The sequence below is a fragment of the Fusibacter sp. genome (assembly GCF_057447755.1).
Window position 1 is genome coordinate 1 of record NZ_JBVBZF010000016.1, and the last position, 24,923, is coordinate 24,923.

The window sequence follows — 24,923 nt, forward strand, 5'->3', positions numbered from 1 at the left end:
GGCCATAGCCAACGTTGGGTTAAATGTTGTTGGCCTGATACCGTGGAATGTAAATGGACTTGTCATTCGGCAGCTTACAGGCATATCCGCAGTTCAATATGTACCGTTCTCGTTCTTTTTGACTTTGTTGTCATTATTTACGATTTTCCTATATCCAATATGGAGACCCTTTCGCCTGAAGCCTGCAAAATCTTCAACCAGCTTTACAGGTATCTTATAAGCGTCACAAAATAGTTTGTGGTACTATGAATTTAACCAAATAATCTAAACTCATTTGATGACATACGACAAAAGACTCCAAAGCATTTATTCGCTTTAGAGTCTTTATTAATTTAACATTGAAAACTAGGCATTTTTGCGCTTGTTCCCTCTGTTGATCTTCTTCATTTGATTAAGATAATCAATTACTTGAACAGAAGCTCTGTCCATCTCATCAAGGGCAAGCTCTGCGCCTCTTATATCACCGCTGTTGTATGCCTTAATTGCTTTTTTTGCAACATCATGCAGTTGGCCATGAGGCTTCTCCATTTGACATACTACATTTTTTAATGCGTCGTCGTCAAAGTCTGTATTGTCACACCATTTTCCAAGTCTACAGGTATGATGGGTACCCACTTCCGATTCAACCAGCGTTTCATAGCCTAGTATCATATTGTAGACACGCCATTTCCAAATTAAGTGATCACTGATACAAACTTCAATCTGCGTTTTCATATCTAACTCAGGGGTATCCTTAAGCAATTCAATTCTGATATCATTGATAATCTTAGAAACGGCATTAAAGGCAAGTCCCGTTTTATTGGTTTCGCCATGTAAAACCTTTGCTTTTTCGTTAACTACCATAATTGAACTGGACATTTCCTCAGATGCTGCTGTCTGCTCTTCTACGTTTCCACTGATTTCCATGAATGCACTACTGATGCTATTAAGACCATTTTTCATGACGTCTAGGCCAGAAACAGCATTTGACATTTGCGCTTTTCCAAGCTCAAAAGCCTCATTTGAAGCAGTTAGAGCATGATCTGTATTTTTAATCTCATGAGTCAATGAGTCGACAATTTGTCTGATGAAATCAACTTGTTCCTTAGTACTCTCAGCCAGTTTTTTTATTTCATCTGCAACTACTGCAAACCCCCTACCGTGCTCACCAGCTCTTGCTGCTTCTATGGAGGCATTGAGTGCCAATAGGTTGGTTTGGTCTGCTACACCTTTTATGATAGATACCATATTGTTAATTTTCTGCGCTTCATCATTTAACTTATTCATGGTGAGTTTTACTTTTTGAGAAGCATCAAAGGTGACTTCAATCTGATCAAATGCACTTGCAATCAGCTCAATTGACTTATTTGCAGCACCAATTGAATCCAGTGTATTCTGATTTGAATCCTGTACAAAATTGGAAATGTCTTCGATTGAAGAGGTCATTTCCTCACTACTTGCCGAGATATTGTCAATCATTTCTGCTTGTTTGTTGACGTCAAGAAGCATATTTTTGACATAATCCTGTTCAGTAATGTATTTCAACAAGCTGTTAACTTGCTTTAATAATTCAACCAGTTTTTCATCTTTTGACGTCTTATCTAATGCCGTGCCATTTTCTGGCTCAGACTTGCCCACGTCTTCGCCATGACTTACATCAAAAGTTTGGCTTGACGCCCCTTTTTCTCTCCTTTTAAAAAACATATACCACCCATCCTTTATTTTTATTTGCACTTTATACCCCAAATGCATTTTCTATAATCTCTCTTTATATTTATTCAAAACTGTGGTTCCAAAATGACCTTATCATTCTATTAAACTAAACATTATTCATTTTGTCTATGGTTTAACAATGTTAATAGATCGCTAAAAATACCATAACCTGTCTGCTCAATTTCAGGGTTTTTTTCAATAACCAAAACCTCTCCCATAAGATCCGTGGTGATACCAAGTATTGATGAAGTGGCATCTATGGTTGCAAACACATCATTCTCTTCAACCTGAATTGGTTTTACCGACCCCCTAGCTATACCATTTTCGATATAGCCTTGACATATGAGCTTGATTTTTTTACCCTTTTGCCTAGCATCTAAAATCTCTTCAGTCGTGAGTGCGCCAATGCCTTCACGATCAATATCCTTAGGTGTCAAGTTTCCAGACATCAAGACATTTAAAATTGCCGTTGTTTTTGCTGCAGCATCCCATCCATCAATATCCATAGAAGGATCGGCCTCGGCAAAGCCCCGTCTTTGCGCTTCTAGAATAGCTTCATCATAACCATTCCCCTTTTCCATTTCTTCAATGACAAAATTAGTCGTAGAGTTGAGAATACCTCTAAAAGATTTAACTTCACATCCTGGTAGGGTATATTTAACAAGATTGAAGATTGGTGTGCCATCCATTACTGTGGTTTCAAATAGGAATTGCTTATTCACTGATTTTGCAAGGTCATTGAGTCGCTTGTATTGCCATGCAATCGGTCCCTTATTGGCAGTGATGACATGCATCCCATTTTTAAAGGCTGTCTCAATATGACTTATTGCTGGTTGACCATCATGTATTGACAATGAGCTCAGCTCTATGAGAACATCTGCATGAGATGCCTTTATCAGGTCAATGGTACTGAGAGAAGACCGCGCCACATGAGCTTCATCAAAAGCACCATTTGTTTGACATTGGGTCAGTGCCGACTCTAAATCAATCCCATTTAAATCCAATAAAGATCCCTTAGAACGGCCTGCAATCGCGTTAATTTGAACTTTTACATCCATCTTTCCAAAAATAGACGATTCTTTTGTTAATAATAATTTACAAAATGCTTGACTCGCATTACCAAAACCAACAATACATAATTTTATGACCATTTCAAAATCCCCCTCATCCCTTTTTGAACTTTTGGCTCAAATTTTACAATCATTTAACGTCAAAACATTGTTTTGTCGTTAACGTTCTCATCTAACCGCTTTTCACAAGTTGGTAATTCTTTCTCAAAGCTTGATGAGAACTAATGATATACAATAAAAAAGCTTTAATCCTATCCTAGATTAAAGCTTTTATTGTTCTGACTTAATTATATCGTTATTATGACACTTTTGTAATTATTTTATCGGATAGTTGAGATTTTTTTCATCTGCCTTCTTCAAAATTTTTAGGTAATCCTCTGCTTCTTGTCTTGCATCCGTTAAACTGTGCAATTCGTGATTACCACACTCTAACTTATTGGCTTTCATAATATCCCCTCTATAGGAGGCAACATATTCATATGCCCTTCTGACATGAGGTAAGAGCTCACTTGAGGTCAATGTCCCCTTCAAGATTAGGGTCATGCCAGTTAAACTTCCACGAGAACCAAAATAAATGAACTGATCTTTGAGGTCAGCGTCTATAGAAAAGAAAGCATTCATTAAATGTTCTATGGTATGGATGCCATTGACACTCATTTTTTCACGATTTGGCAGTTTCATTCTCAAGTCATAAATCGTTAGTGGTTGGTCACCCAGATATTTGATACCAGAAACATAAAGTCCTTTTTGGAGATTTGAGTGGTCCGTAGTGAAACTTTCACTTTTATTCATATTGGTTCTCCTCTCAGCTGACTGCTTGTGCCTTTAATTATATGTCTCTATGTTCAACTATACAATCTTTATTTTATGGACACCCCCTATGTCAACAAGGTCAAAAGGGCTTTTAAATCACTTAAAACAATATCCGAATTATATAGCACATCAGGTTTACCTATCCCAATTGGCAGTATCCCTGCGGCTTTTATACTCTCTATGCCAGCAAAAGCATCCTCAATACCTATACAAAGTGAAGGCTCAAGCGAAAGCATTTCACATGCCTTTAAAAAAATGTCAGGTGCGGGTTTTCCAGCTTTAATTTCTGCCGGATTAACCACAGCATCAAAATAATGTGCTATGTCCATGGCCTTTAACAAGAAGGGGGCATTTTTGCTCGCTGATGCCAGTGCGATTTTATATCCTTTAGCTTTAAGTGCCTCTAAGAGTGCCTCTGCGCCTTCACATAAATCATTAGGTGAATAATGTGCAATCTGATCTAGATATATGGCATTTTTCCGACTGGCAAGAATTTCCTTGTCTTCATCTGTCAAATTTACAGCTTCCTTGGAATGGGCCAGAACGAGGTCAAGTGAAGCACGTCTGGAAATCCCCCTAACCTGGTCTTCCAGAGTATCCGGCACCTCAATGCCCATGGATTCTGCAAGTGTTTTCCAAGCCTGGAAATGAGCATGACTGGTTTCTGTTAAAACGCCATCAAGGTCAAAAATAATCCCCTTATAGGGCTTACTGGATGTACTTAATAACTGTACTTCTTCATTTATTTTTATTGAAATAGGTTGTCCTTTAATCAATCTGCACTTGACAGTTTCATCATTGATTTTAATAGAGATCAATCTGCTTTTGTATTCCAGATTAAACTGTAAAGATGACCAAGCCTTAGGCAAATGTGGGTCTAGGCAAATCCCGTTTTCTGATACCTTAAGACCTGCAAATCCTGCAATTACACTTAGAATACTCCCTGCAATATTAGCCATGTGGAGGCCATCCTTTGTATTATGGTGTGTATCTTCAAGGTCTAATGCAATGGATTCTTTGAAAAAGGCATATGCTTTATCGGTATAACCACATTTTGAAGCAACAATGCCATAAATACAGCTTGAAAGTGATGAATCATGTGTGGTCAACTTTTCATAAAAATCAAAGGCATTTTTAATATGTGCTTTTTCTGCATACTGGTCCAATAGAAAATGAGCAAGCACAGTATCTGCTTGTTTTAAAACTTGGTGTCTATAGATCGTCAAAGGATGATAATGTAGTAGAAGCGGTTTCTTTAAGGGGTCTGCCTTTTCAAATGGCCATCTCGGTTTGCTTAAGAAGGCGTCATCCTGTGCGTAAAGCTGGCGCTTTTCATCGAATGAAAAATACATCTGATTAGACGCTTTCCGCATTAATGCCACTTCTGCATCACTTATTCCAATTTTCTCGAATAGTAACATAGCCTTGTCATGGGTATGTTGATGGGGTGTATTTTTTAGCAAATCATAAAATCGATTGGCCCACATTAGGTGATATTTTGCCATGGCGTTTGTATAGTAATTGTTATTGACGATGGCTGTATATTCATCTGGGCCTGTCACATCATGAATCTGAAATGTCCCCTCATAAAAGTGACCTATTTCCATCCAAATTCTAGCGGTTTCAAAAATGACTTCCGCCCCCATTTCCAGAATAAAGTCTAGGTCATTTGTATAGAGATAGTATTGAACAAAGGCATATGCGATATCTGCATTTATATGGTATTGCGCCGTTCCAGCAGGAAAATAGCCCGAACACTCAATCCCGGAAATGGTACGCCAAGCATAAGATGCCCCTTTTTCATGACCAAGTGCCTTTGCCCGTTCCTTTGCATAAGGTAAAATATGATAACGATATTCAAGTAGTGACTTAGCGCGTTCTGGCTGGGTAAAGAGCATCACAGGTATAACATAAATTTCAGTATCCCAGAAATAATGACCCTCATACCCTTCACCAGATAATCCCTTGGCAGAAATGTTGGCATTTTCATCGGTCCCCACGGATTGAAGGAGTTGATATTGCATAAATCTAATTGCATTCTGATCCAAATCATCCCCTTCAATTAAAATCTCAGACTTGTTCCAAAACGATTCCAAAAATAGCCTTTGCTGGTCAGAGAAATAGTCATAATCATAAGTCTGCGTTTCTTGTGTTTTTAAAGCCTTAACCTTTGTGGCTAAATCATTGTCCCTCAAACTATCTTCAAAGAAACATATTTTTTCAAGTGACAGGTTCTTAGCACCGACGATTCGTGTTTCTATACAGGTGTCGTGCTTCGTATGGGCCATACTATAAGTCTGATCTGTTTTGACAATATGGTTGACCCTAGTCAACTGTTTAATCTGTGTCGTTTTTGTTTGCATCAAGGCATAGACTGTCTCATCTTGGAAATCAAGATCAAGGCAAGTCATTAATTTGGTGTGGCTCTGTCCTGTTCTTGGATCATTTGGGTTGCTATAATTTTCAACATCCGTATCACAATAGCTCACAAGTTCAATTTTACCTTCGTATTGGACATCTATCTTATAAACCAAGTGATTTCTAGATGTGAAAGAAGCCAACCGCTTAAACATGATATTGGCCTTCTTACCGGAATCTGTCCTATAAGTGTAACTTCTCTTCACTTCACCCATTTTATAGTCAATTTCGCGATTAAAATGCTCATATTTTCCAAACGTCAACCTTACAGGTTCATTGTCCAAGCAAATTTCACAGGTTTGAGTGTCTATGAGTCTAGGTTGCTTATCTTGCGCCGTTGGAAATCCATAGGCCATTTCAGCATGTAACATGGGTACCCTATCGTATAGACCATTAATATAGGTACCTCTAATAGTCTCCCCTTCAGGATAGCCTTCCTCAAAGCAGCCCCTGACGCCTATGTAACCATTTCCGACCATAAACAAACTTTCATCAAGCATTTGTTGGTCAATCCTATAATCATTCTTTATAAATTTCCACATAATGTACTCCTCAATATAAGAATGGTTGATGACAATCATTCTATCTAATTTAAAATTAACCATGACAAATACTGCCATGGTTAATGATTCATCTCTTTTGCATATTTCATGATATGTGTTACTTGATCTCTAAATTATTTAATAGAGCCAGCAACCATACCCTTTATAATATGCTTTTGACCTAAAATAAAGCCCACGATAATTGGGAAAGCCGCCATCAAAACAGCAGTCATAATTAAATCCCATTTTTTAACAAATGATCCTGCAAAGGCTCTAATCGCTAGTGGTATTGTTTGAATTTCCTGGCCAACCCCTAAAATTAAAGAAGGTAAAAGGAAATCATTCCAAATCCAAATGGCATTCAAGATACATATTGTCACGAAAATCGGTTTTAAGATTGGCATGATGATGCTGAAAAAGATTTGTGGCTTTGAACAGCCATCTATTAATGCCGCTTCCTCGAGCTCAACAGGAATTGATTTTATAAACCCGTGGAACATGAATACAGCAAGAGGTGCACCAAATCCAATGTAGGCAAAAATCATACCATGATAAGTCCGTAGCATATGAATACCTATGGTTTCATTGATAATTCTAAATAATGCTACCAGTGGAAACATGACCACTTGGAAAGGGATGATCAAGCCTGCAATAAATAATAAAAATATAAAGGTAGAAATTCTACTTTTTGTTCTCACTAAAACCCATGCTGCCATTGCTGAAAAAACAGATATTGAAATCAAGGACAGTACGGTAATAATCACAGAAGCATAAACACTAGATGCATACCTGATACTTGGACTAGACCAAATGGTTTTTATATTTGTAAAGAGCTGTCCCCAATGTGCTGGAAGTGCAATTGGATCTGTAATAATTTCAAGCGATGCCTTAGCAGAGTTGATCACAACAATGAAAAACGGAAATAAGGTCAAGAGGAAAAATGAAATTGTAATTATTTGTAGGATAATGGTAACAAGATTTTTTTTGGCTTTCATTACATTTCCACCTCCTTCTTCTTATTATAATAAACCTGTCCTATGGATACGATGGAGAGGACGAGGAAGAATATAATGGCACGTGCTTGCCCTTCAGCCATATTGTTGTACTTAAAGGCGACATTGTAAATATTGAGTGCCAAAAGCTCTGTAGAGTTTACAACTTGGTCTTGATAAATAGCCGTTGGACCGCCATTTGTAAGTGCCAAGATGATATCAAACTGTTTAAATGAATTGACAAGCGTTAAGAACGATGTGATTGTAAAAGCTTGTGCAATCATTGGAATTGTAATGTTAACAAGTTTCTGCCAGAAATTTGCGCCATCTATTTCACTGGCCTCAAGAAGTTCCTGTGGTACATTTAAGAGTGCTGCCACATAAATCATCATAATATAACCAGCATATTGCCAAGTAAAGGCTAAAATTAGGCCAAATAATGTCCAATTTGGATCTGCGAGAATCAAGAAATTCTCAATTGCTTTAACACCGATTAAAGCACCAAAAGAAGGTATGACACTTTTAAATATGAACTGCCAAATGTAACCAAGTACCAAGCCCCCGATTAAGTTCGGAATAAAGAAGCCAGCACGGTAAACATTTCTAAATCGTATTTCTCTTGTGACTAAGAATGCAAATGTCAATGCTACGACATTGATTGAAATCACGCTAAGTAAAGTGAACAAGAATGTTCTCATGAATGAATATCTAAAGGATATATCTGAGAACATCTCTTTGTAATTTTCAAGCCCTACCCAGGTCGGTTTAATGCCTGCTATCGCCGTCCAATCCGTCATCGAGTAATACAAGCCCATAAAAAATGGTATGATAACTACTACTAAAAACGAAATAAGAGCAGGTGCTAGAAACAACCAAAAGACCAGTTTGTCATTTCTCTGTTTCTTCATATTATCCCCTTCTCACTAAATATCAATTTTATAATTATAAATTTCGAGTGTGCTAGATTTTTTTATTATATTCAACAAAATTTGAGCCGAAAACTGTGATGAGGAGTCTTTAACCTCAAACAGCGTCAGCGAAAGTTGTTTTGAGACATCGAGAGATGGCTCAAATGTTGTTTCCCATTGTTTAAAAAAAAGGGTGTTACAAACACCCTTTTTCAATTTTTGTCCATAGAAACGCTTATTTTAGTTCCATGATTTTACCAGCCAATTGGTCGATAAACTCTTGTTTGTTGATATCGCCTTTAGCAAAACTTTCATATAGTGGTGCAATCGTACCCATACCAAAACCATCTGGCATGTCATTTTGTAACCAAGTATATGCAGTTCCCTTCGCTAACCATTCAGTAACATTTGCTGATAATGGTGTAGAAGGCTTAAGTGTTACATTTGTAAATGCAGGTACCATTTTAGCTTCATTTACCATATAGTTATGGCCTTTTTCATTTGTTGCCATGTAGTTTAAGAAATCACGAGCTGCTTGTTGATTTTGGCTTTCATTGTTAATAACGTAGAATGATGGTGCGCCGATGAAAATACCGTTGAATTCACCTTTAACAGATGCATGAGGTGCAAATGCCATCGGGAATGTAACGCCATTGTCGACTAACCAAGGATCAATCCAGTTACCTTGATGAATAAATACAGATTTACCAGTTGCAAATTGTCCTACTTGAGAATCATAGTTACCTGTTAAAAGAACAGATTCATCTGAATAATTGAATAATAATTCTACCCAATCAGCATACTCAGTTAAACGCTGCATATCAGGTTCCCCTGCAAGCAATTTGTCTAAGACTGTTCTATCATTGTAAGGTAAACCTGCTGATAAATATCCGTTAAAATTGTGAAGTCCTGTTACCCATCTCATATCTGGACCAGCAGCCATTGCCACTACTGAAGAGATGCCAAGTTCATCTTTCATAGCATCAATTTTTTCAAATGCTGCCTTATAGCCTTCTTGAGAAGTTAAAGTTGCAGGGTCTACACCCGCTTTATCGAGTAGATCTTTGTTATACGCCATGCCCCAAGCCTCTACTGCTACTGGGAATCCATATACTTTTCCATCTACTGTGAACTCTAAAGATGTTAAGTCGATCCATTCGTCACCATCAAACGGTGCTAATTTAGAAGACCAAGTATTGTAACCACCCATACCTTCAATAACGAAAATATCTGGTTGACGGTCTGATTGGAATTCTGCTTTAAGGTTCTCAGCATAAGGTGTGTCCCCACCAGAAGTCTTAACAGTCACTTTAACACCAGTTTCTTGTTCATACGCTGCTGCAAAAGCTGTTAATTGTTCGCCGATTTCGACTTTGTTTTGATAAATAACGACAGTTTGCTCGTTTTTAGTAGTAGATTGAGAACATCCTGACAACATAGCCAATACTAAAACCAAAACTAATATTAATGCTAAACTCTTCTTCATTTTCGTTCCCCCTTTAGGAATTTGTTATGATGTGACTTGGTTAGGTTGATAAATCACAAATATTACCAACACTATTCCTATACCCAAATTATTTAGAGAATAATCTGTTAATTATATTATAGGAAACCGGTTTCATATTTACAAGACTTTTTTTCATTTTTTAAGAATTAAAAACTCATAAGGTCCCAATAGAAGTGTTTCTTCATCCAAATGTATTTGCTTACCCTGTAACTGGTCCTTCCAAATTCCCCTATAGCCATAGCGCTTTAAGTCACTTGTATAAAGCCACTGCCTATCTTCGGTGACGTTGAAGAGCAAGAGATATTCTTCAGGTGTCCCCTGGCGCATTTGTTTTATTACCAATATGTGTTCATTGCCAATTAAAAGGGCTTCATCATGACTGACATAATGCTTTTCATAAAGCGACTTCCTCAGGTGAATCAGTTCCTTTATCCCATCATATATAGGCGAAGACGCAGACCAATCAAAAACGCCACGGTGCAACCACCTCGAATCTTTAGCCTTATTCTCATCTTCTTTGTATCGATAATCATTCATCTGACCCATTTCATCTCCGCTATAGATCATTGGGATGCCCTTTCTCAGTATAAAAAGTGCATGTATGAGCAAAATGCGTTTGTGAGCAAGCTCCAATTGATAACGGTCAGATGATTTGATCGCTTTTTCAAGACCTGCGAGGCTTGCCAGTGTTCCTGAATTTCTGGCATCCTGCTTTTCAGGATTGTACTCATAGAGTTCACCAATTGAAAAGCTGTCTTTTAATGAGCCAAGATAAAAATCAATCAAAAAGTTCTTGTGTGACTGAGGATCAAATCCCATACCCCTGATTTTAAGCTCGTCCAATCCCCATCCGATGTCATCATGGCATCTAGCATAATTGATCCATATGCTTTCCTCAGGTAGATTATACTTCGGCATCAACTCAATATGTCTTGCATCTCTCGTAGCAATGGTATTCCAAATTTCGACCATGTAGGAAGCATTATAGAGTGCATGGCATTCTAGATCTTTATGATTGCCAAAGTATCTCACGATTACATCTGGTGATACGATTGCCTCTCCAAGTAGTGCCGTAGATGGCGCGCAAATCTCAACAATTTGTCTAAACAAATTCAATATGACATGTACTTCTGGAAGGTTTCTACAGTCCGTTCCAAGCACTTTCCAAATATATGGAATAGCATCTAGTCTAATCATGTCCACACCAATATTTGCCAAGAACAAGAGATTTGATACCATCTCCTGAAATACTTCAGGATTTTTATAGTCTAGATCCCATTGATAGGGATAGAAGGTTGTCATTACATATTTATTGATGCCAGGATAAAATGTGAAATTACCCGGTGCAACACTTGGAAATACTTCATTTAAACTTTCCTCAAAAGCATTTGGTATGGTTTCATCGTCATACATCATATAAAACTTTTGGTATTTTTCATCACCCTCTAATGCCTTTACAGCCCACTCATGGTCATTGGCAGTGTGGTTGATGACATAATCAAGGCATACGCGGATCCCCTTTTGATGCAAGTCTTTTACAAGCGCCTTAAAAGTACTCATATCTCCCACTTTAGGGTCTATCTCTCTATAATTCTTAACAGCATATCCCCCATCGTTTTCACCTTCTCTCGGCATGAGTAAAGGCATAAAATGAATCAAGGTAACACCAAGGTCTACAAAGTGGTCAATATGCTTTTTAAGTGCCTTCAAATTACCAGAAAAAAGATCCACGTAAAGCATCATACCAACGGTATCTCCTGCATGCATCCATTTTGTACCTTCTTCATCATTGATGAGAAGCGACTTTTCCCGCGCTTCATAATAACTTTCCATCACTTGTATCAATTGATTAAATGACGCTTCTGAATTAGGATATAAGCGTTCGTACTTGGCTCTGATGTCCATTAATTGGTCAATATATTTTTTATCAAAATTTTGTTTTTTCTCTTTCTTTTGGATACTAACACCTCCCACTTATAGTTTTATTCTAGGAAACCGGTTTCACAAAGTCAAGTTTTTTCTTCTGTTTTAAATTTTTTTTCAAGTTTTTTATAAAAAATTTATAGCATTTATTGAAAATAATATACCCTAAAGTTCAAGTGCATCACATTTTTCATTTTACTCTGGAGATATTAAAGGATAGACTTTGATTTAAGTAACAGATAAAATAATAAAATAAGGATTACCCAAGGAGACTTTATGAATAAAACCTGGCAGAAAGAAGTGTTTCTTTTTTTAATGAGCCAAATCATCTCTTTATTTGGCTCTTCGCTCGTTCAGTACGCCATTATGTGGTACATCACAATTACAACTAAATCAGGCATCATGATGACAATATCTATTATTTGTGGGTTTTTGCCAATCTTTTTTCTTTCACCTTTTGGCGGTGTTTGGGCAGATCGCTTTGACCGTAAGCGCTTAATTATTTTAAGTGACGGTTTTATCGCTGGTGCAACTGCAATCTTGGCCCTCCTTTTTTTCCTAGGCTATGAGGACATTGAGTTATTATTTATCGTATCTGCTTTAAGAGCTGTTGGCACAGCTATCCAAACGCCAGCAGTCAATGCCTTTTTGCCTCAATTTGTTCCAGAGGATAAGCTCATGCGAGTCAATGGTATAAATTCAACATTACAGTCGGCTATTTTATTCTTATCACCTATGATCAGTGGCGCCCTTCTGACCTTTTACAAAATCCAATATATTTTTCTTATAGACATTATTACTGCCATTATTGCAATTTCAGTCTTGTCTTTAATGAAAGTCAAGTCACATGTAGAAGGTAAGAAGTTAGAAAAAGTCGATTATTTTTTAGATTTAAGAGAAGGCTTGTCATATATAAAAAATCATCCCTTTATGGTCAAGTTCTTTGTCTATTTTGGCGTCCTATTCTTTTTAATTACACCAGTTGCTTTTTTAACGCCCCTCCAAGTAGCACGATCATTTGGCGATGAAGTTTGGCGATTAACCTCTATTGAAATTGCTTTTTCAACTGGGATGACAATCGGTGGAGCACTACTGGCTTCTTCAGGTGGATTCAAAAATAGGATTCACACAATGGCTCTATCCGGATTGATTATGGGAGCCTCTACCATTGTATTCGGTTTTGTTACGCATTTTCCGATTTATTTGACCTTCATGGTCATATGTGGCTTAAGTTTGCCCTTTTTTAACACACCTGCCACCGTTATCCTTCAAGAAAAAGTTGATGAAAATTATATGGGGCGTGTATTTGGTATCTTTGGTATGATTTCAAGTTCTGTCATGCCAATGTCCATGCTCATATTCGGACCAATTTCAGACTATATTCAAATTGAGTATCTACTCATCGCTACTGGCATAGCCCTAGTCATTCAAAGTTTCATCTTAACCACAAACAAAATATTAGTTTTAGCAGGAGAAAAAGTATGATCCATTATAAACAATTGCGCGCATTCGTTACGATTATTGAACAAGGCAGTTTTTCTAAGGCCGCCAAGCTCCTCTATATAACACAGCCCGCAATAAGTCTTCAAATAAAAACGCTTGAGACTGATCTTGGTCTTACATTAATCGAAAGAGGTGACAGAGAAATCGTTTTGACACCTGCTGGGAAATGCTTTTATGAAAATGCCAAAATCATTTTGAACCAGTATTCAACACTTGAAGAGGATTTGATAAGCTTTCGCAAAGAAGCCACATCCAACTTACGCATTGCTGCCAGTACGATTCCCGGTGAGTATTTAATGCCAAGATACATCAAGGCATTTAGTACCAACCATCCAGACCTAACCATCACCATGGACATACATGATTCCACGCGAGTACTTAACATGGTATTAAACGATGAAATATCAATGGGAATTATAGGTTTTCCCTGCACTTTGTCTGAAATTCAATGTGATGCTTTTATTAATGAAAAGCTAAAACTTGTCGGTCCAATCGATTCAGAACACTGGCAAGCTCACTCAGATTTTATGGAAGATTTCGATATTGTGGAAATACAATCACATTTAAAGGCCTTGGTCGGGATGCCCCATGTCTTGAGAGAAGAGGGCTCAGGTACCCGAAAAGCAGTACTTGATTATCTAAAAAATTACAACATCTCCTATGATCAAATTAATTTGAGCACTTCACTTGGCAGCACAAAATCTACTTTAACAGCAGTAGAAGTCGGACTTGGTTTAAGCTGGATATCTGAACATGCTTTGGATGATTCCTTAAAACTAAATAAGGTTAAGGTCATTCATGATGCCTTTGATATCAATAGAACGTTCTTCATCATCACACGCAAGAAAAAAACCTTAAATCCCATGACACAGGCATTTAAGGCTTATTTGTTGACTAAGATGACCTAGTCAAAATAACATTTTTTGATCAAGGTGCTTAAAACCTCTAAATCAACATCTTCAAGTTTGTTTATATACAAGCACCCTTTTCCAAGTTTATGCTTTCCAAGTCTAGCAATCAAGTCAGTTTCTTGTTCAATACCCTGCATCAAATATATAGACAATGATTGCTTCCTTGGAGAAAATCCAGTCTTCATCCAGTCGCCTTCTTGGCCAGAGGCATACTTATAATGGTATTGTCCATAGCCTATGATGGAATCTCCCCACATTTTGGGGGTTTCACCTGTTGCACTTTGAAATATATCTAATAATCTAATCGCATCTTCCTTGCGTTTTTTATGTTCAATTCTTTCTATAAATGCCATAACACTGGCATCATTTACCTGGGTCTTAAGAGTATACATATCCTTATCCATCCTTTTTAATGGGTTAAAACTTCTTCCCCTTTATACGCTTGAGTCTAAAAAAATCCTCTCGTTCCTTTTCTTCTAAGGATTCCTCTATCCACTTGGTCATATCCACATACTTGGGAATTTGAATTTTATCAAGTGCGTTTGCCCGCTTGCTGGTTTTTCGAATCTCTACGGCCAATCTAAATACCGCATTCTCAACCTCTGCCAGTCTATAGACAAGTTCTTGTACCTCTCTCATTTTAACCACAGTAATGTCAATTGCAGAATTGGTTCTGTAAAAACCATAGTAGGGCTTTGATGATTTCTTGTTTCGCTTTATTGTTGGAATTTCAACATTCATTACGCTTTTATTAAGAATCGTTATTGCTTCATCCTTGGGGATTGATAGGGCTGTTTCGCGCACCGCATTTGCACCCATTGTGATATTGGCATGTTGAAGCGCCGCATATACTTCTTCAAAAACGGTGTCAATCTCTACTTGCAGATGTTCAACCTCTTCAATCATCGACATCATTTCACGTATAAGGACGCTTCTTTTCTTATCCAAAAGCTGATAGCCTTGTTTTGAAAATGCCAACATTGATTTTGATTTCATTAAATTCGCCTTGGTTGGGGTTAATTTTTCCATAAACTATCTCCCATAATATTTACGAATGGTTTCTTCATCCAGTCTGTCCAAGGCTTCAGGCGGTAATATGGATAATATTTTCCATCCCAGATCTAAGCTTTCCGCCATGGTTCTACGCTCTGAAAAGCCTTGATTTATAAATTTTTCTTCAAATTGACGCCCATACTCGATGTAGTGCTTATCCATTTCAGACAAATCCGACTCGCCTATAATTTGTGCGAGCGATCTTACATCAATAACCTTTGAGAATGATGAAAACAATTGGTTGGCTAAATTTGGATGGTCCTCTCTTGTGAAGCCCTCTCCAATACCATCCTTCATCAGTCTAGAGAGTGAAGGCATTATGTTCACTGGTGGACGGAGGTCCTTGTTTGAAAGATCTCTTGATAAGACGATTTGTCCCTCTGTAATATACCCTGTGAGGTCTGGTATTGGATGAGTGATATCGTCATTTGGCATGGTGAGAATGGGTAAAAATGTGATGGACCCCTTGCCATTTTTAAGCATTCCTGCACGTTCGTATATAAAGGCAAGATCTGAATAAAGATATCCAGGATACCCCTTTCTACTTGGCACTTCCTCTTTTGCTGTGGCAATTTCCCTGAGGGCTTCACAATAGTTCGTCATGTCTGTCATTACCACTAAGATGTGCATTTCTTCCTCAAAGGCAAGATACTCAGCAGCAGTAAGGGCACACTTTGGAATACTCAACCGCTCCGTTACTGGGTCATCTGCATAATTCATGAACATCACAACATTGTTTATGGTACCACTCTCCTCAAATTTTTCAACGAAATATGCGCCATCATCCCTTGTAATACCAATGGCAACAAAGCAAACTGCAAACTTTTCGTCTGTATCAGAACTAATTCTAGCCTGACTTACAATTTGGGCTGCAAGTTCCTTGTGAGGTAAACCATTCCCAGAAAATATGGGCAATTTCTGACCTCTAATCAAAGTACTCAGCACATCGATTGAAGAAATGCCCGTTTCAATATAGTTTCTTGGATATCGCCTTGCAACCGGGTTTATTGGTCTTGAATTAACATTATACTTTTTGTTGGCATAGATAGGGCCACCGCCATCAATGGGCTTTCCAACACCATTAAACATCCTGCCAAGGATATCTCGTGATAGATTGAGCATGAGCGGTTGACCGGTAAATCTGACGGAAGCGTTTACCGTACTGAGACCTGATGTACCCTCGAAGACTTGGGCAACCACATAGTTTTCCTCAATTTTAATGACTTTACCCAAGCGATTTTCATCTTCAAGCTTGATTTCAATCATTTCACCGTACTTGGCTTCCTTGATCCCCTTTAGAAATATTAAAGGCCCTTCTATTCGATCTATTTTTAAATATTCTTTTAACATATCATCACCTAATTGTATGCTTCAAGTAACGCATCATAATAGTCCTCAAGTTCTTTGTTTATGTCCTCTATACCCTCTAATTGGTCATTTGGAATATTGTATTTCATCTTTGTGATTTTCTCAAAAAGTGCACTATCTCTTATTTTTGAAATTGGAATGCCTTTTTCACTACAAGCAAGTGCCCTTTCATACAGATGCCATATGGTCTTTAGCATCATATACTGCTTTTCAATCGGTACAAATGAGTCTTCCTTGTGAAAGGCATTTTGTTGAAGAAAACCCGTTTTTAAGATCCGCGCCACTTCAAGTACCAGTCTCTGTGAATCCGGTAATACATCTTCGCCAACCAACTGAACGATGTCTAGCAGTTTACTCTCTTCTTGTAAGAGCTTCATCACTTGACTTCTAAGTGTTATGGCATCTTCACCTACATTTTCGGTGTACCAATCCCCAAGCATCTTTAAATAACCACTGTAACTGCTGAGCCAGTTAATTGATGGATAATGTCTAGCATAGGCAAGCTTTCGGTCAAGTGCTAAAAAAGCATTGACAAAGCGTTTTGTATTTTCCGTAACCGGCTCTGAAAAATCCCCACCTGCTGGAGAAATTGCACCAATGATTGTGATTGAACCTTCATCACCACCAAGTGTTCTAACATAACCTGCACGTTCGTAAAACTCAGCAAGGCGATGTGACAGATACGCTGGATAACCCTCCTCAGCAGGCATCTCCTCAAGTCGACCACTAATTTCTCTCAAGGCTTCAGCCCACCTAGAAGTAGAATCAGCCATAATGGCTACATGATAACCCATGTCCCTAAAGTACTCAGCCATTGTGATGCCAGTATAAATACTGGCTTCCCTTGCCGCAACTGGCATATTGGAAGTATTGGCGATTAATACCGTTCTCTCCATAATGGCTTTTCCGGATTTTGGGTCAATCAGTTTTGGAAACTCCTCTAAAACATCTGTCATTTCATTGCCACGCTCTCCGCAACCGATGTAAATAATAATATCGGCATCAGACCACTTGGCCAATTGATGCTGCGTCATGGTTTTTCCAGTTCCAAAACCGCCTGGAATTGCTGCCGTTCCCCCTTTTGCTATCGGAAATATCATATCGAAAACACGTTGACCTGTGATGAGGGGTTTTGAAATCTTCATCCGTGACTGAATGGGTCTTGGCTTTCTAACCGGCCACTCCTGATACATTTTAACGGTAAAAATCTCTCCCTTATCCGTTTCTAGCTTAACAATGTCTGTATCAATGCTGTATTGTCCATCTGGAACGACTTCAATAACTGAACCACTAATATGGGGCGGTACCATTATCTTATGAAGGATTAAACCAGACTCATTTACCGTGGCCACAATTGACCCTTTTTGAACCTTATCTCCCACCTTAACAGTCAATGCCACAGGCCACTTCTTCTCAAAATCAATAGACAAGAGGCCAATCCCAAGCGGCATAAAGTTCTCACTCATTTCATTAATTTTAATCAAGGGTCTACCAATACCGTCAAAGATATTGCCAATGAGCCCAGGACCTAGCTTTAAAGATAAGGGCGTCCCAAGCCCATAGATTTTTTCATTGAGTTCAATGCCCTCAGTTTCCTCGTACACCTGGACAGTTCCCACCGTATCGTTAAGGGCGATGATCTCAGCAATGAGTTTATTCTCACCCACTAAAACCATCTCTCGCATCTTGAATTTTTCCATTTGGGTCCCCTTGACAACAGGACCATTTATATAAACAATTTTACCTTCATTTTGCTTCACCGCACGCCTCCTGTGTTGGGTTAAAAAGTGCATTAATCATACAACCTAGATATTCTTCCAAATCATCAACTTCCGAATTTAAGGTGTAGTCATATTTGACCTTCCCATTTTTGATGATATAGAATCCCCCAATGATCTTGTCATCAATAAAGGTCTTCATCTCAAAAGGTACATATGCCAAATCTCTCGCTTTTAAACCAATCAACAAATCATCTTCATCGGCCAAGGGCTTCATTGCCTCCTCAAAATGCGTATGAAAATAGTGTTCATATTCCTCAGTCAAGGTAATGAGTTCAATCTCAGCCATCAAATCTTTTTTTAAGGCCACTAAAAGTTCGTTTTTCTTGATGATGATTTTCTTCTGTGCTTCTGACCTTGCCTTTGAAAGCAGCTTGCGTTCTTGTTCCTTTGCCCTAAGCTTTACCTGTTCCAAGTAGTCATCACGTTGCTTGGCACATTTGTGCTCCATATCATCCAAAACCTTGGCGTGTTTTAGATTGAGCGCGGCCAAGGTTGCTTTATCCTCGGATAAGTTTCGCTCTGCAACCATTTTTGAAAATAATTCTATTTTCATTTCTATCGTAATGATAAAATCACCCTCTTTACAATTTAATGCCGATTGAATTCTTAATATAATTCATAATATAAGCCTTGTCTTTTAAACCCTCTGGCTCTGGTATTTGAATGATCAGGGTATCCATTCTCACCAGCTTCTTTTCCATTATAAATTCCTTGATTTGATTATAAATATTCTCTGAGATCATAATAAGCCCTACTGTTATATCCTCAAGAAGAGTCTCAATCATCTCTTCTGTCTCTTCCTTAGAGGTCATGATTTTGCCATCTATGCCACCCAGCCTCATGGCGATCAAGGTTTCATTTTTTTCACAAAGACAATAGGATCTCATTATAGTCTCCCTAAAATTAAAATTGAAATAATCAAACCATAGATGGCAATCCCTTCAGCAAGGCCGACAAAAATCAAGGTCTTCCCAAGAATTTTAGGATTTTCTGAAACAGCACCAAGTGCAGAAGAGCCAACACTACCTACAGCATAACCCGCGCCAATCGTAGCCAGCCCGGTCGAAATCGCCGCAGCGATATAGCCAAAACCTGCTGAATTACTCGTTTGCGCAGTTTGTGCTACCTGCGTTGTGGCTGCAAATGAAGTGCCTGAAAAAATATAAACGGTGCCGGCAATTAAGGCCAATGCATATGTCACAACATTAAAGCTCAAAATTACCTTCAGCTTTTGATTGGCTTCCTCAATTGAAGGTTGAAAATAATAATAAAAACCAAGTCCAATTGTTACTAGAATAATAAACACCAATATCGATACAAATAACATAATACCCTCCTATACTTTATCTGGATTAAATAATATGCCTTCTCCAGTATAATATTTGCTAAAAAGCTCATAATAGAATAATCTAAGCCCTTGGATAAATACGACCAAACCTTCAAGGCCAATAATGATTACATTGCCAATGATGAACATAATAACGTTACCACCAGGACTCCCAATAATATCTGCAAGTGTATGAAATGCAATAAAAAGCCCCACATGGTTAAGTGCGAATGCACCAACTCTTATAAAAGAAGCACTGTTACTCAGCAAACTTAAAAAGGTTTCAAAAATATTAAAGCCGCTTTCTATATAGTACTCTGCAGGTGTTTCCTCATAGAGGTGGTCTTTTTTTAATATAAGGGCACTTAAAGGCTCTTTTACGACTAATAGAACAATATTGATGAAGATAATGGTACTTAAAAGAAGTGTTGGTAGCCACTCTACTCCCATAACTTGCTTGTAGACCAGCAAGAGCAAAGTCGTCAGTAGAACAATGCCATTTATGCCATTTCGTCCAAAAAGACCTTCCTCTAAATCTCCCACTCTCAGTTTATTGATGACACTGTAACCATAACTGATATAAACCAGCACGAGTCCAACTAATATTGCCAGAATCAAAATCAAATTGATGTTATCAATAGGTCTTAAATAAATATTGAAGGGCAACCATTTCGAAATGATACGCTCATATCCAAAAAACGAATCGTAGAGCACACCAAAAGCCATTGACCCAATCCCAATTCTAGTTAATATCCCGCAAAACTCAGGATTCACCTTTTTCCTAAGTAATATGCCTGCTAATGAGATTATAAAGCCCTGTCCTAAATCTCCAAACATGGCTCCAAACAGGAACATGTATGCAATGCCGAAGAAGACAGTTGGGTCAATTTCATTATGAGATGGCACGCCATACATGTTTACGAGCATCTCAAAGGGTCTAAAAAAATGGTTATTCTCAATTCTGGTCGGAACAGGTATCGTATTTGATACCTCTTCGGCTTTTTTATAAGCCACTAGGGTATCTGGATGTTTTGTAAATGCTTTTTCAAAAACATCACTTTTATTTTCTGGTATCCATGCTGAAATATAGGCAAAATTCTGAGTCGCACCAACTTTTACACGGACCTCATCAATCTTGCTTTCCATGATGAGTTTTGAATATAATCTATCAATACTTTCACTGCGTTCATGGATGTCCTTCTTTGACATTTCCTCAAGTTCCTTGAGACGTTCCTTGTACTTAACAATATCACGCTTGATTTTTTCGACCATATCCTTAGGGGTTCCCCAATAAGTCTGATCCAATTCAATTTCTGTGAAATTCGTACTTCTTAGAATACGTCCCATTTCAACATCCAGACTTTTAGGCGAAATGATGATGTAGAGTTCCTTTTCATCATGTGTGCCAACATGTAGAACGATTGCCTTAATATTTTCATGGTTTTGAGAAATCTTTCTTGCTTTTTCGCGAGTGAGAAAGCCAAATTTCATGGTGAAATATTTCATTTCCACCAACTTACCAATATCCACGTCTATATTTTTCATGCGTTCAATATACTGGATGACATCGAGTGATTTCAACTTTTCTGTTATATGATTGACTTCTTCAGTCAAGTTTTCAAACGTGCAGCAAAGATCATCAATTTCAGTTTTGATTACTTCAAAATGATGTGGTCCCTTTAAATGTCTCTCATGAAATTTAGGGGTATATTGCATCCCTTTTAAAGTATCATCAAGTTTCTGGATATATTGCTTGATTTCTTTATTTTCCTTAAGCGAAACAATATCTTCCATGTCTAAAATTTCATCTGCATGTTCTTCCGATATGCCTATGTTAAATTCGCCTTCATTGATTTCAAGAAAGGTGTCGATAAACTCTGACTTTCCAATTAAAATCATGTCCCTTAACAGCTCATCGAGACCATTCCGATGACAGACGATATTCGCCATGACGAGTTTTTTTATAGCCACTTATCGCTCCCTCCCCAATTCTCTAATCAATAAATCTTTGATGTTATCAAATCGGTATTTTTTTCCTTCCATGATGGTAAATAAATCTCTCATTTCATATTCAAATTTGAAGAGTAGCACCACCGGTAAAACGATGGACAAGCCTGCATCCTTGGTATATTCATCAAGTCTATAATAGAGATGTCGCTCCATGGCACGTTCCATCATATATTCACGATCTTGAAATATGTCTTTATAATCCCCATCTGAAATAAAACGCCTAAAATCTTCAAGTTCCATGTAGCATAGAGATTTTAAGGCTTTATAATCATATCGACGTCCCCCTTCAAGGGTGAAGTTGAATAATTCCTCAGATGAAATATCAAAAAACAAACGCCCTCTGTAGATCCATTGAACGTTTAAGATGTCAATGTTGATGCCCAAAAGCTCAAGCATCAAGGCTCGATCTTTACGCTTTAGAGACTCTATTGCAGCTTTCAATTGATTGAAATAGATTCGGTCCAATATCATCTCCATGTGAAAAATCATGCGTTCTGAATCCTCTTCCAGAAAAAGTACCAAAGGCTCGTGATAAATTGTATGGTCGATCATTTCAAGCAGTTCACGCACACTTACAGCTTTCTCAAGCTGATCATAATCCAAATTTGAATACAACTGTGAATATATTAAGTGATCCCTAAGGTCTTTAAGTGATTCATTTCTAGACAAAACCCTAATAAACAACTTTAAGTTTTCTACTTCATATCGACAAAACATAGCCTTAAAAAAACTGCGGTAGGCATCGATGTAAAAATGATAGAGTTTTTCATATACGTTGAAAAAATACTTTTTGATTAAGACTTCATACTCTTCAAGTTGTAGGGCTTCATCTTCAAAAATTTTTGCATAATGTGTATTGTTTTTAAGATATTCTAGAACTTCTTCAACTGTTTCAAGCTTCAACAAGGCATTATATTCTTCATCCTTTAAAAGTCTCCCTAAAATTGCCTTCGCTTTAGCATTGGCAGCTGCATGCGTTTTTACCTTATACATCAAACGCCCCCTTTGCTAAAGGAAAGTCTTTTAAGTGCATTTTGAATCATTTGGGCTTTATTTTGATCAAAAAGAGCATCCATATTTTGCAGGCTTTCTGAACATGCCTGTTCAATTTTTTCCTTTTCGCGATTGGCTTCTGCCATGATAAGCTCATTTAATCGCTTGCTTTGTTCAAGCTTCATTTTGTTGGATTTTTCTTCGATATTCTTGATAATGGACTTGAGCTGTTTTTCACGTTCAACGATTTCTGCCTTGATGCGCTGAACCTCTTCATCCGTTTTTTGGTCTATTTCAATAATCTGATTGAGAATATTTTCGATCCACTTGTCCTCCATAAATTCACCTTCTTTTTAAAGAGTCTTTCACTTCATATTAGTACCCAATAATATGCTATTATCACAGACTTTCTGTTTTTAGTATTAATGTAATATAGAAATTAAATTTATATCGGAACAAACAACATTTGAGACATCCCATGAAACAATTTTCACATACGCTTCTTGAGGATGACCATCACTAATCACTGGTCTTGACACAAATTTTGATGTAAAAAAATGATCTATAGCAAGAAAAAAAGGCTAAACGTTTTTTATTAGACGTTTAGCCCTTTTATAATGAGCGCCAATGCTTTCAAACCTTTTTCAAGGTCATCAAAGGTCGCATATGAATATGAAATTCTCAAAGCCTGATTTCTAGACGCTTCATAAATATAGCCTGGATACAGCAATATACCTTGTTTATATGCACTTTCAAAAACCTTGACCATGCTGATGTTGCCCTTTATTTGCAGCCATACATAGTACCCTCCTTTTGGAATTTCCCATGTGGCAATTTCTTTAAAATAATGATTGAGTAACTCAAGTGTGAAATCACGCCTTTTTTTAAGCTGAGCTCTCATTTCAATTAAATGCTCATAATATAAGCCTGTTTCAAACCATTTTGCCACTGCAAGTTGCGACAAGGAACTAGACCCATAATCCATTTGCATTTTTATATCAGCCAAACGATTAACCACAGTTTCTGGTCCAACAACCCAGCCAATCCTAAGACCCGGACTAAGTGTTTTGGAAACACTGCCAATGTAAAGCACATTTCCTGAATCATCCAAGGCCTTGAGTGTTGAAGGTGGTTTTTCATCAATCCAGAGCTCACCATAGACATCATCCTCAATAATCGGCAATTTCTCATTTTTGCAGATTTGTATCAGTTCTTTTCGCCTATCAATTGACATTAAAGTGCCTGTTGGATTTTGATAGTTTGGTATTGTGTATAAGATAGACGCATGACTCTTTCTGATTTGTGAAGGAATCTGGCTGCCAATAATACCCTGTTGGTCGATATCAATGCCAACTCTCCGCATGCCTAGTGTCTGCAGAATTTGAAGCGAATAGAGGTAAGATGGTTTTTCAACAAATACAGTCGAGCCAGATTGTAAGAGTCCAATCGAAATCAATTGTATGGCTTGAAGTGCACCAGAAACGATGAGGATACAATTGGGTGAAACGTCAATGCCGATCGTCTTTAAGTACTTGCTGATTTCCGCTCTTAAACAAGACATACCCTTGGGCCAATCATAGCCTAAACTGCCAACATCCTTGGACACTTCATTTAGTATCACCTTCATACGGTCTTTTGAAAACATATCCGGTGAAGCTTCACCAGAACTCAATCTGAGCATGGTTTCATCTGGTTCTGATTCGTTGATCATCTTAATGGTGTTGTAATTTGGCATGTGTATACCATCGTCGATATAGTCCTGCCACTTGGCTTGAGACAAGTGTAAAAAAGACAAAGCCTCCGTAGCAACCTTTGTACCACCTCTCCCATGACTCTCAAGAACCGCTCTTGCAATGAGTTCGCTTAATGCTGCAACAATGGTGCTTCTATTCACTTCAAAGATTGCTGCAAGCTCCCTTTGAGATGGCAATAAAGCCCCTGCAGGCCATTCTCCTGTTTGAATTTTGTCGATTACAAAATCTATGATTTGTGACTTTACAGATGTTTTTAATGCCTTGTCCGGTTTCCAATCCATTTGAAGCATGCCCAAAATCCCCCCCAATATCACTGATTATACCACAAAAGACTAGAGGCAATCCTATTGGATTGCCA

General features: G+C 37.8%; 22 protein-coding genes. 3 read left to right on the plus strand and 19 right to left on the minus strand.

The features are described 5' to 3' along the window. The coding region (locus tag AC220I_RS05485) for a hypothetical protein (RefSeq protein ID WP_486722817.1) at positions 1-234 on the plus strand (234 nt) is incomplete at its 5' end. A gap of 111 nt (positions 235-345) precedes the next feature. On the opposite strand, the gene AC220I_RS05490 is transcribed toward AC220I_RS05485, so the two are convergent. The 8 genes from AC220I_RS05490 to AC220I_RS05525 all read right to left on the minus strand — a co-directional run bounded on the left by AC220I_RS05490 (position 346) and on the right by AC220I_RS05525 (position 11,916). After that, positions 346-1,683, minus strand: a complete 1,338-nt coding sequence (locus tag AC220I_RS05490) for a methyl-accepting chemotaxis protein (protein WP_486722818.1) — start codon at positions 1,681-1,683, stop codon at positions 346-348. A gap of 122 nt (positions 1,684-1,805) precedes the next feature. Then, complete coding sequence (locus tag AC220I_RS05495; protein WP_486722819.1) at positions 1,806-2,843, minus strand: hypothetical protein; 1,038 nt, start codon at positions 2,841-2,843, stop codon at positions 1,806-1,808. A 234-nt stretch (positions 2,844-3,077) separates the two neighbouring features. Continuing rightward, on the minus strand, positions 3,078-3,554 hold the full coding sequence (locus AC220I_RS05500; protein WP_486722820.1) for an S-ribosylhomocysteine lyase: 477 nt from the start codon (positions 3,552-3,554) through the stop codon (positions 3,078-3,080). A gap of 86 nt (positions 3,555-3,640) precedes the next feature. After that, positions 3,641-6,535, minus strand: a complete 2,895-nt coding sequence (pgmB, locus tag AC220I_RS05505; RefSeq protein WP_486722821.1) for a beta-phosphoglucomutase — start codon at positions 6,533-6,535, stop codon at positions 3,641-3,643. A gap of 134 nt (positions 6,536-6,669) precedes the next feature. Next, on the minus strand, positions 6,670-7,530 hold the full coding sequence (locus AC220I_RS05510) for a carbohydrate ABC transporter permease (RefSeq protein WP_486722822.1): 861 nt from the start codon (positions 7,528-7,530) through the stop codon (positions 6,670-6,672). Beyond that, positions 7,530-8,435: a carbohydrate ABC transporter permease gene (locus tag AC220I_RS05515; RefSeq protein WP_486722823.1), complete on the minus strand. Its 906-nt coding sequence runs from the start codon at positions 8,433-8,435 to the stop codon at positions 7,530-7,532. Before AC220I_RS05515 ends, AC220I_RS05510 begins: the two co-directional genes overlap by 1 nt. A gap of 235 nt (positions 8,436-8,670) precedes the next feature. Then, entirely contained in the window at positions 8,671-9,921 is a 1,251-nt protein-coding gene (locus tag AC220I_RS05520) for an ABC transporter substrate-binding protein (RefSeq protein ID WP_486722824.1), read from the minus strand. Between the two features lie 153 nt (positions 9,922-10,074). Then, positions 10,075-11,916, minus strand: coding sequence for an alpha-amylase family glycosyl hydrolase (locus AC220I_RS05525; protein ID WP_486722825.1), 1,842 nt, complete (start codon positions 11,914-11,916; stop codon positions 10,075-10,077). A gap of 225 nt (positions 11,917-12,141) precedes the next feature. Between AC220I_RS05525 and AC220I_RS05530 the strand changes: the two genes are divergently transcribed. Both AC220I_RS05530 and AC220I_RS05535 read left to right on the plus strand, forming a co-directional pair. Next, complete coding sequence (locus AC220I_RS05530; protein ID WP_486722826.1) at positions 12,142-13,350, plus strand: MFS transporter; 1,209 nt, start codon at positions 12,142-12,144, stop codon at positions 13,348-13,350. Next, positions 13,347-14,276, plus strand: a complete 930-nt coding sequence (locus AC220I_RS05535) for a selenium metabolism-associated LysR family transcriptional regulator (RefSeq protein ID WP_486722827.1) — start codon at positions 13,347-13,349, stop codon at positions 14,274-14,276. Before AC220I_RS05530 ends, AC220I_RS05535 begins: the two co-directional genes overlap by 4 nt. Here AC220I_RS05535 and AC220I_RS05540 read toward each other — a convergent pair. The 11 genes from AC220I_RS05540 to AC220I_RS05590 form a co-directional block, all read right to left on the minus strand. Continuing rightward, complete coding sequence (locus AC220I_RS05540) at positions 14,273-14,671, minus strand: DUF1801 domain-containing protein (protein ID WP_486722828.1); 399 nt, start codon at positions 14,669-14,671, stop codon at positions 14,273-14,275. The two genes, AC220I_RS05535 and AC220I_RS05540, sit on opposite strands and share 4 nt — an antisense overlap. Before the next feature lie 25 nt (positions 14,672-14,696). Continuing rightward, complete coding sequence (locus AC220I_RS05545; RefSeq protein ID WP_486722829.1) at positions 14,697-15,308, minus strand: V-type ATP synthase subunit D; 612 nt, start codon at positions 15,306-15,308, stop codon at positions 14,697-14,699. A gap of 3 nt (positions 15,309-15,311) precedes the next feature. Then, entirely contained in the window at positions 15,312-16,682 is a 1,371-nt protein-coding gene (locus tag AC220I_RS05550) for a V-type ATP synthase subunit B (RefSeq protein ID WP_486722830.1), read from the minus strand. 8 nt (positions 16,683-16,690) lie between these two features. Continuing rightward, the gene (locus AC220I_RS05555) at positions 16,691-18,460 is read right to left on the minus strand and encodes a V-type ATP synthase subunit A (RefSeq protein WP_486722831.1); all 1,770 of its coding nucleotides are present in this window, start codon (positions 18,458-18,460) and stop codon (positions 16,691-16,693) included. Then, the gene (locus AC220I_RS05560) at positions 18,447-19,034 is read right to left on the minus strand and encodes a hypothetical protein (protein WP_486722832.1); all 588 of its coding nucleotides are present in this window, start codon (positions 19,032-19,034) and stop codon (positions 18,447-18,449) included. Before AC220I_RS05560 ends, AC220I_RS05555 begins: the two co-directional genes overlap by 14 nt. Before the next feature lie 28 nt (positions 19,035-19,062). Next, positions 19,063-19,368 (minus strand): V-type ATP synthase subunit F, encoded by a 306-nt coding sequence (locus tag AC220I_RS05565; RefSeq protein WP_486722833.1) that lies wholly within the window; start codon positions 19,366-19,368, stop codon positions 19,063-19,065. Continuing rightward, entirely contained in the window at positions 19,368-19,808 is a 441-nt protein-coding gene (locus AC220I_RS05570; RefSeq protein WP_486722834.1) for an ATP synthase subunit C, read from the minus strand. The genes AC220I_RS05565 and AC220I_RS05570 overlap by 1 nt, the downstream gene beginning before the upstream one ends. Before the next feature lie 9 nt (positions 19,809-19,817). After that, positions 19,818-21,779, minus strand: coding sequence for a V-type ATP synthase subunit I (locus AC220I_RS05575; protein WP_486722835.1), 1,962 nt, complete (start codon positions 21,777-21,779; stop codon positions 19,818-19,820). Next, positions 21,780-22,811 carry a V-type ATPase subunit gene (locus AC220I_RS05580; RefSeq protein WP_486722836.1) on the minus strand — a complete coding sequence of 344 codons (1,032 nt, stop codon included), beginning with the start codon at positions 22,809-22,811 and terminating at the stop codon, positions 21,780-21,782. Further along, a complete protein-coding gene (locus tag AC220I_RS05585; RefSeq protein ID WP_486722837.1) occupies positions 22,811-23,149 on the minus strand; it encodes a hypothetical protein in 339 nt (112 codons plus the stop codon). Before AC220I_RS05585 ends, AC220I_RS05580 begins: the two co-directional genes overlap by 1 nt. Before the next feature lie 257 nt (positions 23,150-23,406). Next, the gene (locus tag AC220I_RS05590; protein WP_486722838.1) at positions 23,407-24,855 is read right to left on the minus strand and encodes an aminotransferase-like domain-containing protein; all 1,449 of its coding nucleotides are present in this window, start codon (positions 24,853-24,855) and stop codon (positions 23,407-23,409) included. Positions 24,856-24,923: the final 68 nt, after the last annotated feature.

What these genes read in the sequence shown, in the direction of transcription:
- AC220I_RS05510 (WP_486722822.1), bottom strand. Translation starts at nt 7,530, where the DNA reads ATGAAAGCCAAAAAAAATCTTGTTACCATTATCCTACAAATAATTACA.
- AC220I_RS05535 (WP_486722827.1), top strand. Translation starts at nt 13,347, where the DNA reads ATGATCCATTATAAACAATTGCGCGCATTCGTTACGATTATTGAACAA.
- AC220I_RS05490 (WP_486722818.1), bottom strand. Translation starts at nt 1,683, where the DNA reads ATGTTTTTTAAAAGGAGAGAAAAAGGGGCGTCAAGCCAAACTTTTGAT.
- AC220I_RS05570 (WP_486722834.1), bottom strand. Translation starts at nt 19,808, where the DNA reads ATGTTATTTGTATCGATATTGGTGTTTATTATTCTAGTAACAATTGGA.
- AC220I_RS05590 (WP_486722838.1), bottom strand. Translation starts at nt 24,855, where the DNA reads ATGCTTCAAATGGATTGGAAACCGGACAAGGCATTAAAAACATCTGTA.
- AC220I_RS05495 (WP_486722819.1), bottom strand. Translation starts at nt 2,843, where the DNA reads ATGGTCATAAAATTATGTATTGTTGGTTTTGGTAATGCGAGTCAAGCA.
- AC220I_RS05520 (WP_486722824.1), bottom strand. Translation starts at nt 9,921, where the DNA reads ATGAAGAAGAGTTTAGCATTAATATTAGTTTTGGTTTTAGTATTGGCT.
- AC220I_RS05540 (WP_486722828.1), bottom strand. Translation starts at nt 14,671, where the DNA reads ATGTATACTCTTAAGACCCAGGTAAATGATGCCAGTGTTATGGCATTT.
- AC220I_RS05560 (WP_486722832.1), bottom strand. Translation starts at nt 19,034, where the DNA reads ATGAAAATAGAATTATTTTCAAAAATGGTTGCAGAGCGAAACTTATCC.
- AC220I_RS05515 (WP_486722823.1), bottom strand. Translation starts at nt 8,435, where the DNA reads ATGAAGAAACAGAGAAATGACAAACTGGTCTTTTGGTTGTTTCTAGCA.
- AC220I_RS05545 (WP_486722829.1), bottom strand. Translation starts at nt 15,308, where the DNA reads ATGGAAAAATTAACCCCAACCAAGGCGAATTTAATGAAATCAAAATCA.
- AC220I_RS05550 (WP_486722830.1), bottom strand. Translation starts at nt 16,682, where the DNA reads ATGTTAAAAGAATATTTAAAAATAGATCGAATAGAAGGGCCTTTAATA.
- AC220I_RS05565 (WP_486722833.1), bottom strand. Translation starts at nt 19,368, where the DNA reads ATGAGATCCTATTGTCTTTGTGAAAAAAATGAAACCTTGATCGCCATG.
- AC220I_RS05585 (WP_486722837.1), bottom strand. Translation starts at nt 23,149, where the DNA reads ATGGAGGACAAGTGGATCGAAAATATTCTCAATCAGATTATTGAAATA.
- pgmB (WP_486722821.1), bottom strand. Translation starts at nt 6,535, where the DNA reads ATGTGGAAATTTATAAAGAATGATTATAGGATTGACCAACAAATGCTT.
- AC220I_RS05580 (WP_486722836.1), bottom strand. Translation starts at nt 22,811, where the DNA reads ATGTATAAGGTAAAAACGCATGCAGCTGCCAATGCTAAAGCGAAGGCA.
- AC220I_RS05500 (WP_486722820.1), bottom strand. Translation starts at nt 3,554, where the DNA reads ATGAATAAAAGTGAAAGTTTCACTACGGACCACTCAAATCTCCAAAAA.
- AC220I_RS05530 (WP_486722826.1), top strand. Translation starts at nt 12,142, where the DNA reads ATGAATAAAACCTGGCAGAAAGAAGTGTTTCTTTTTTTAATGAGCCAA.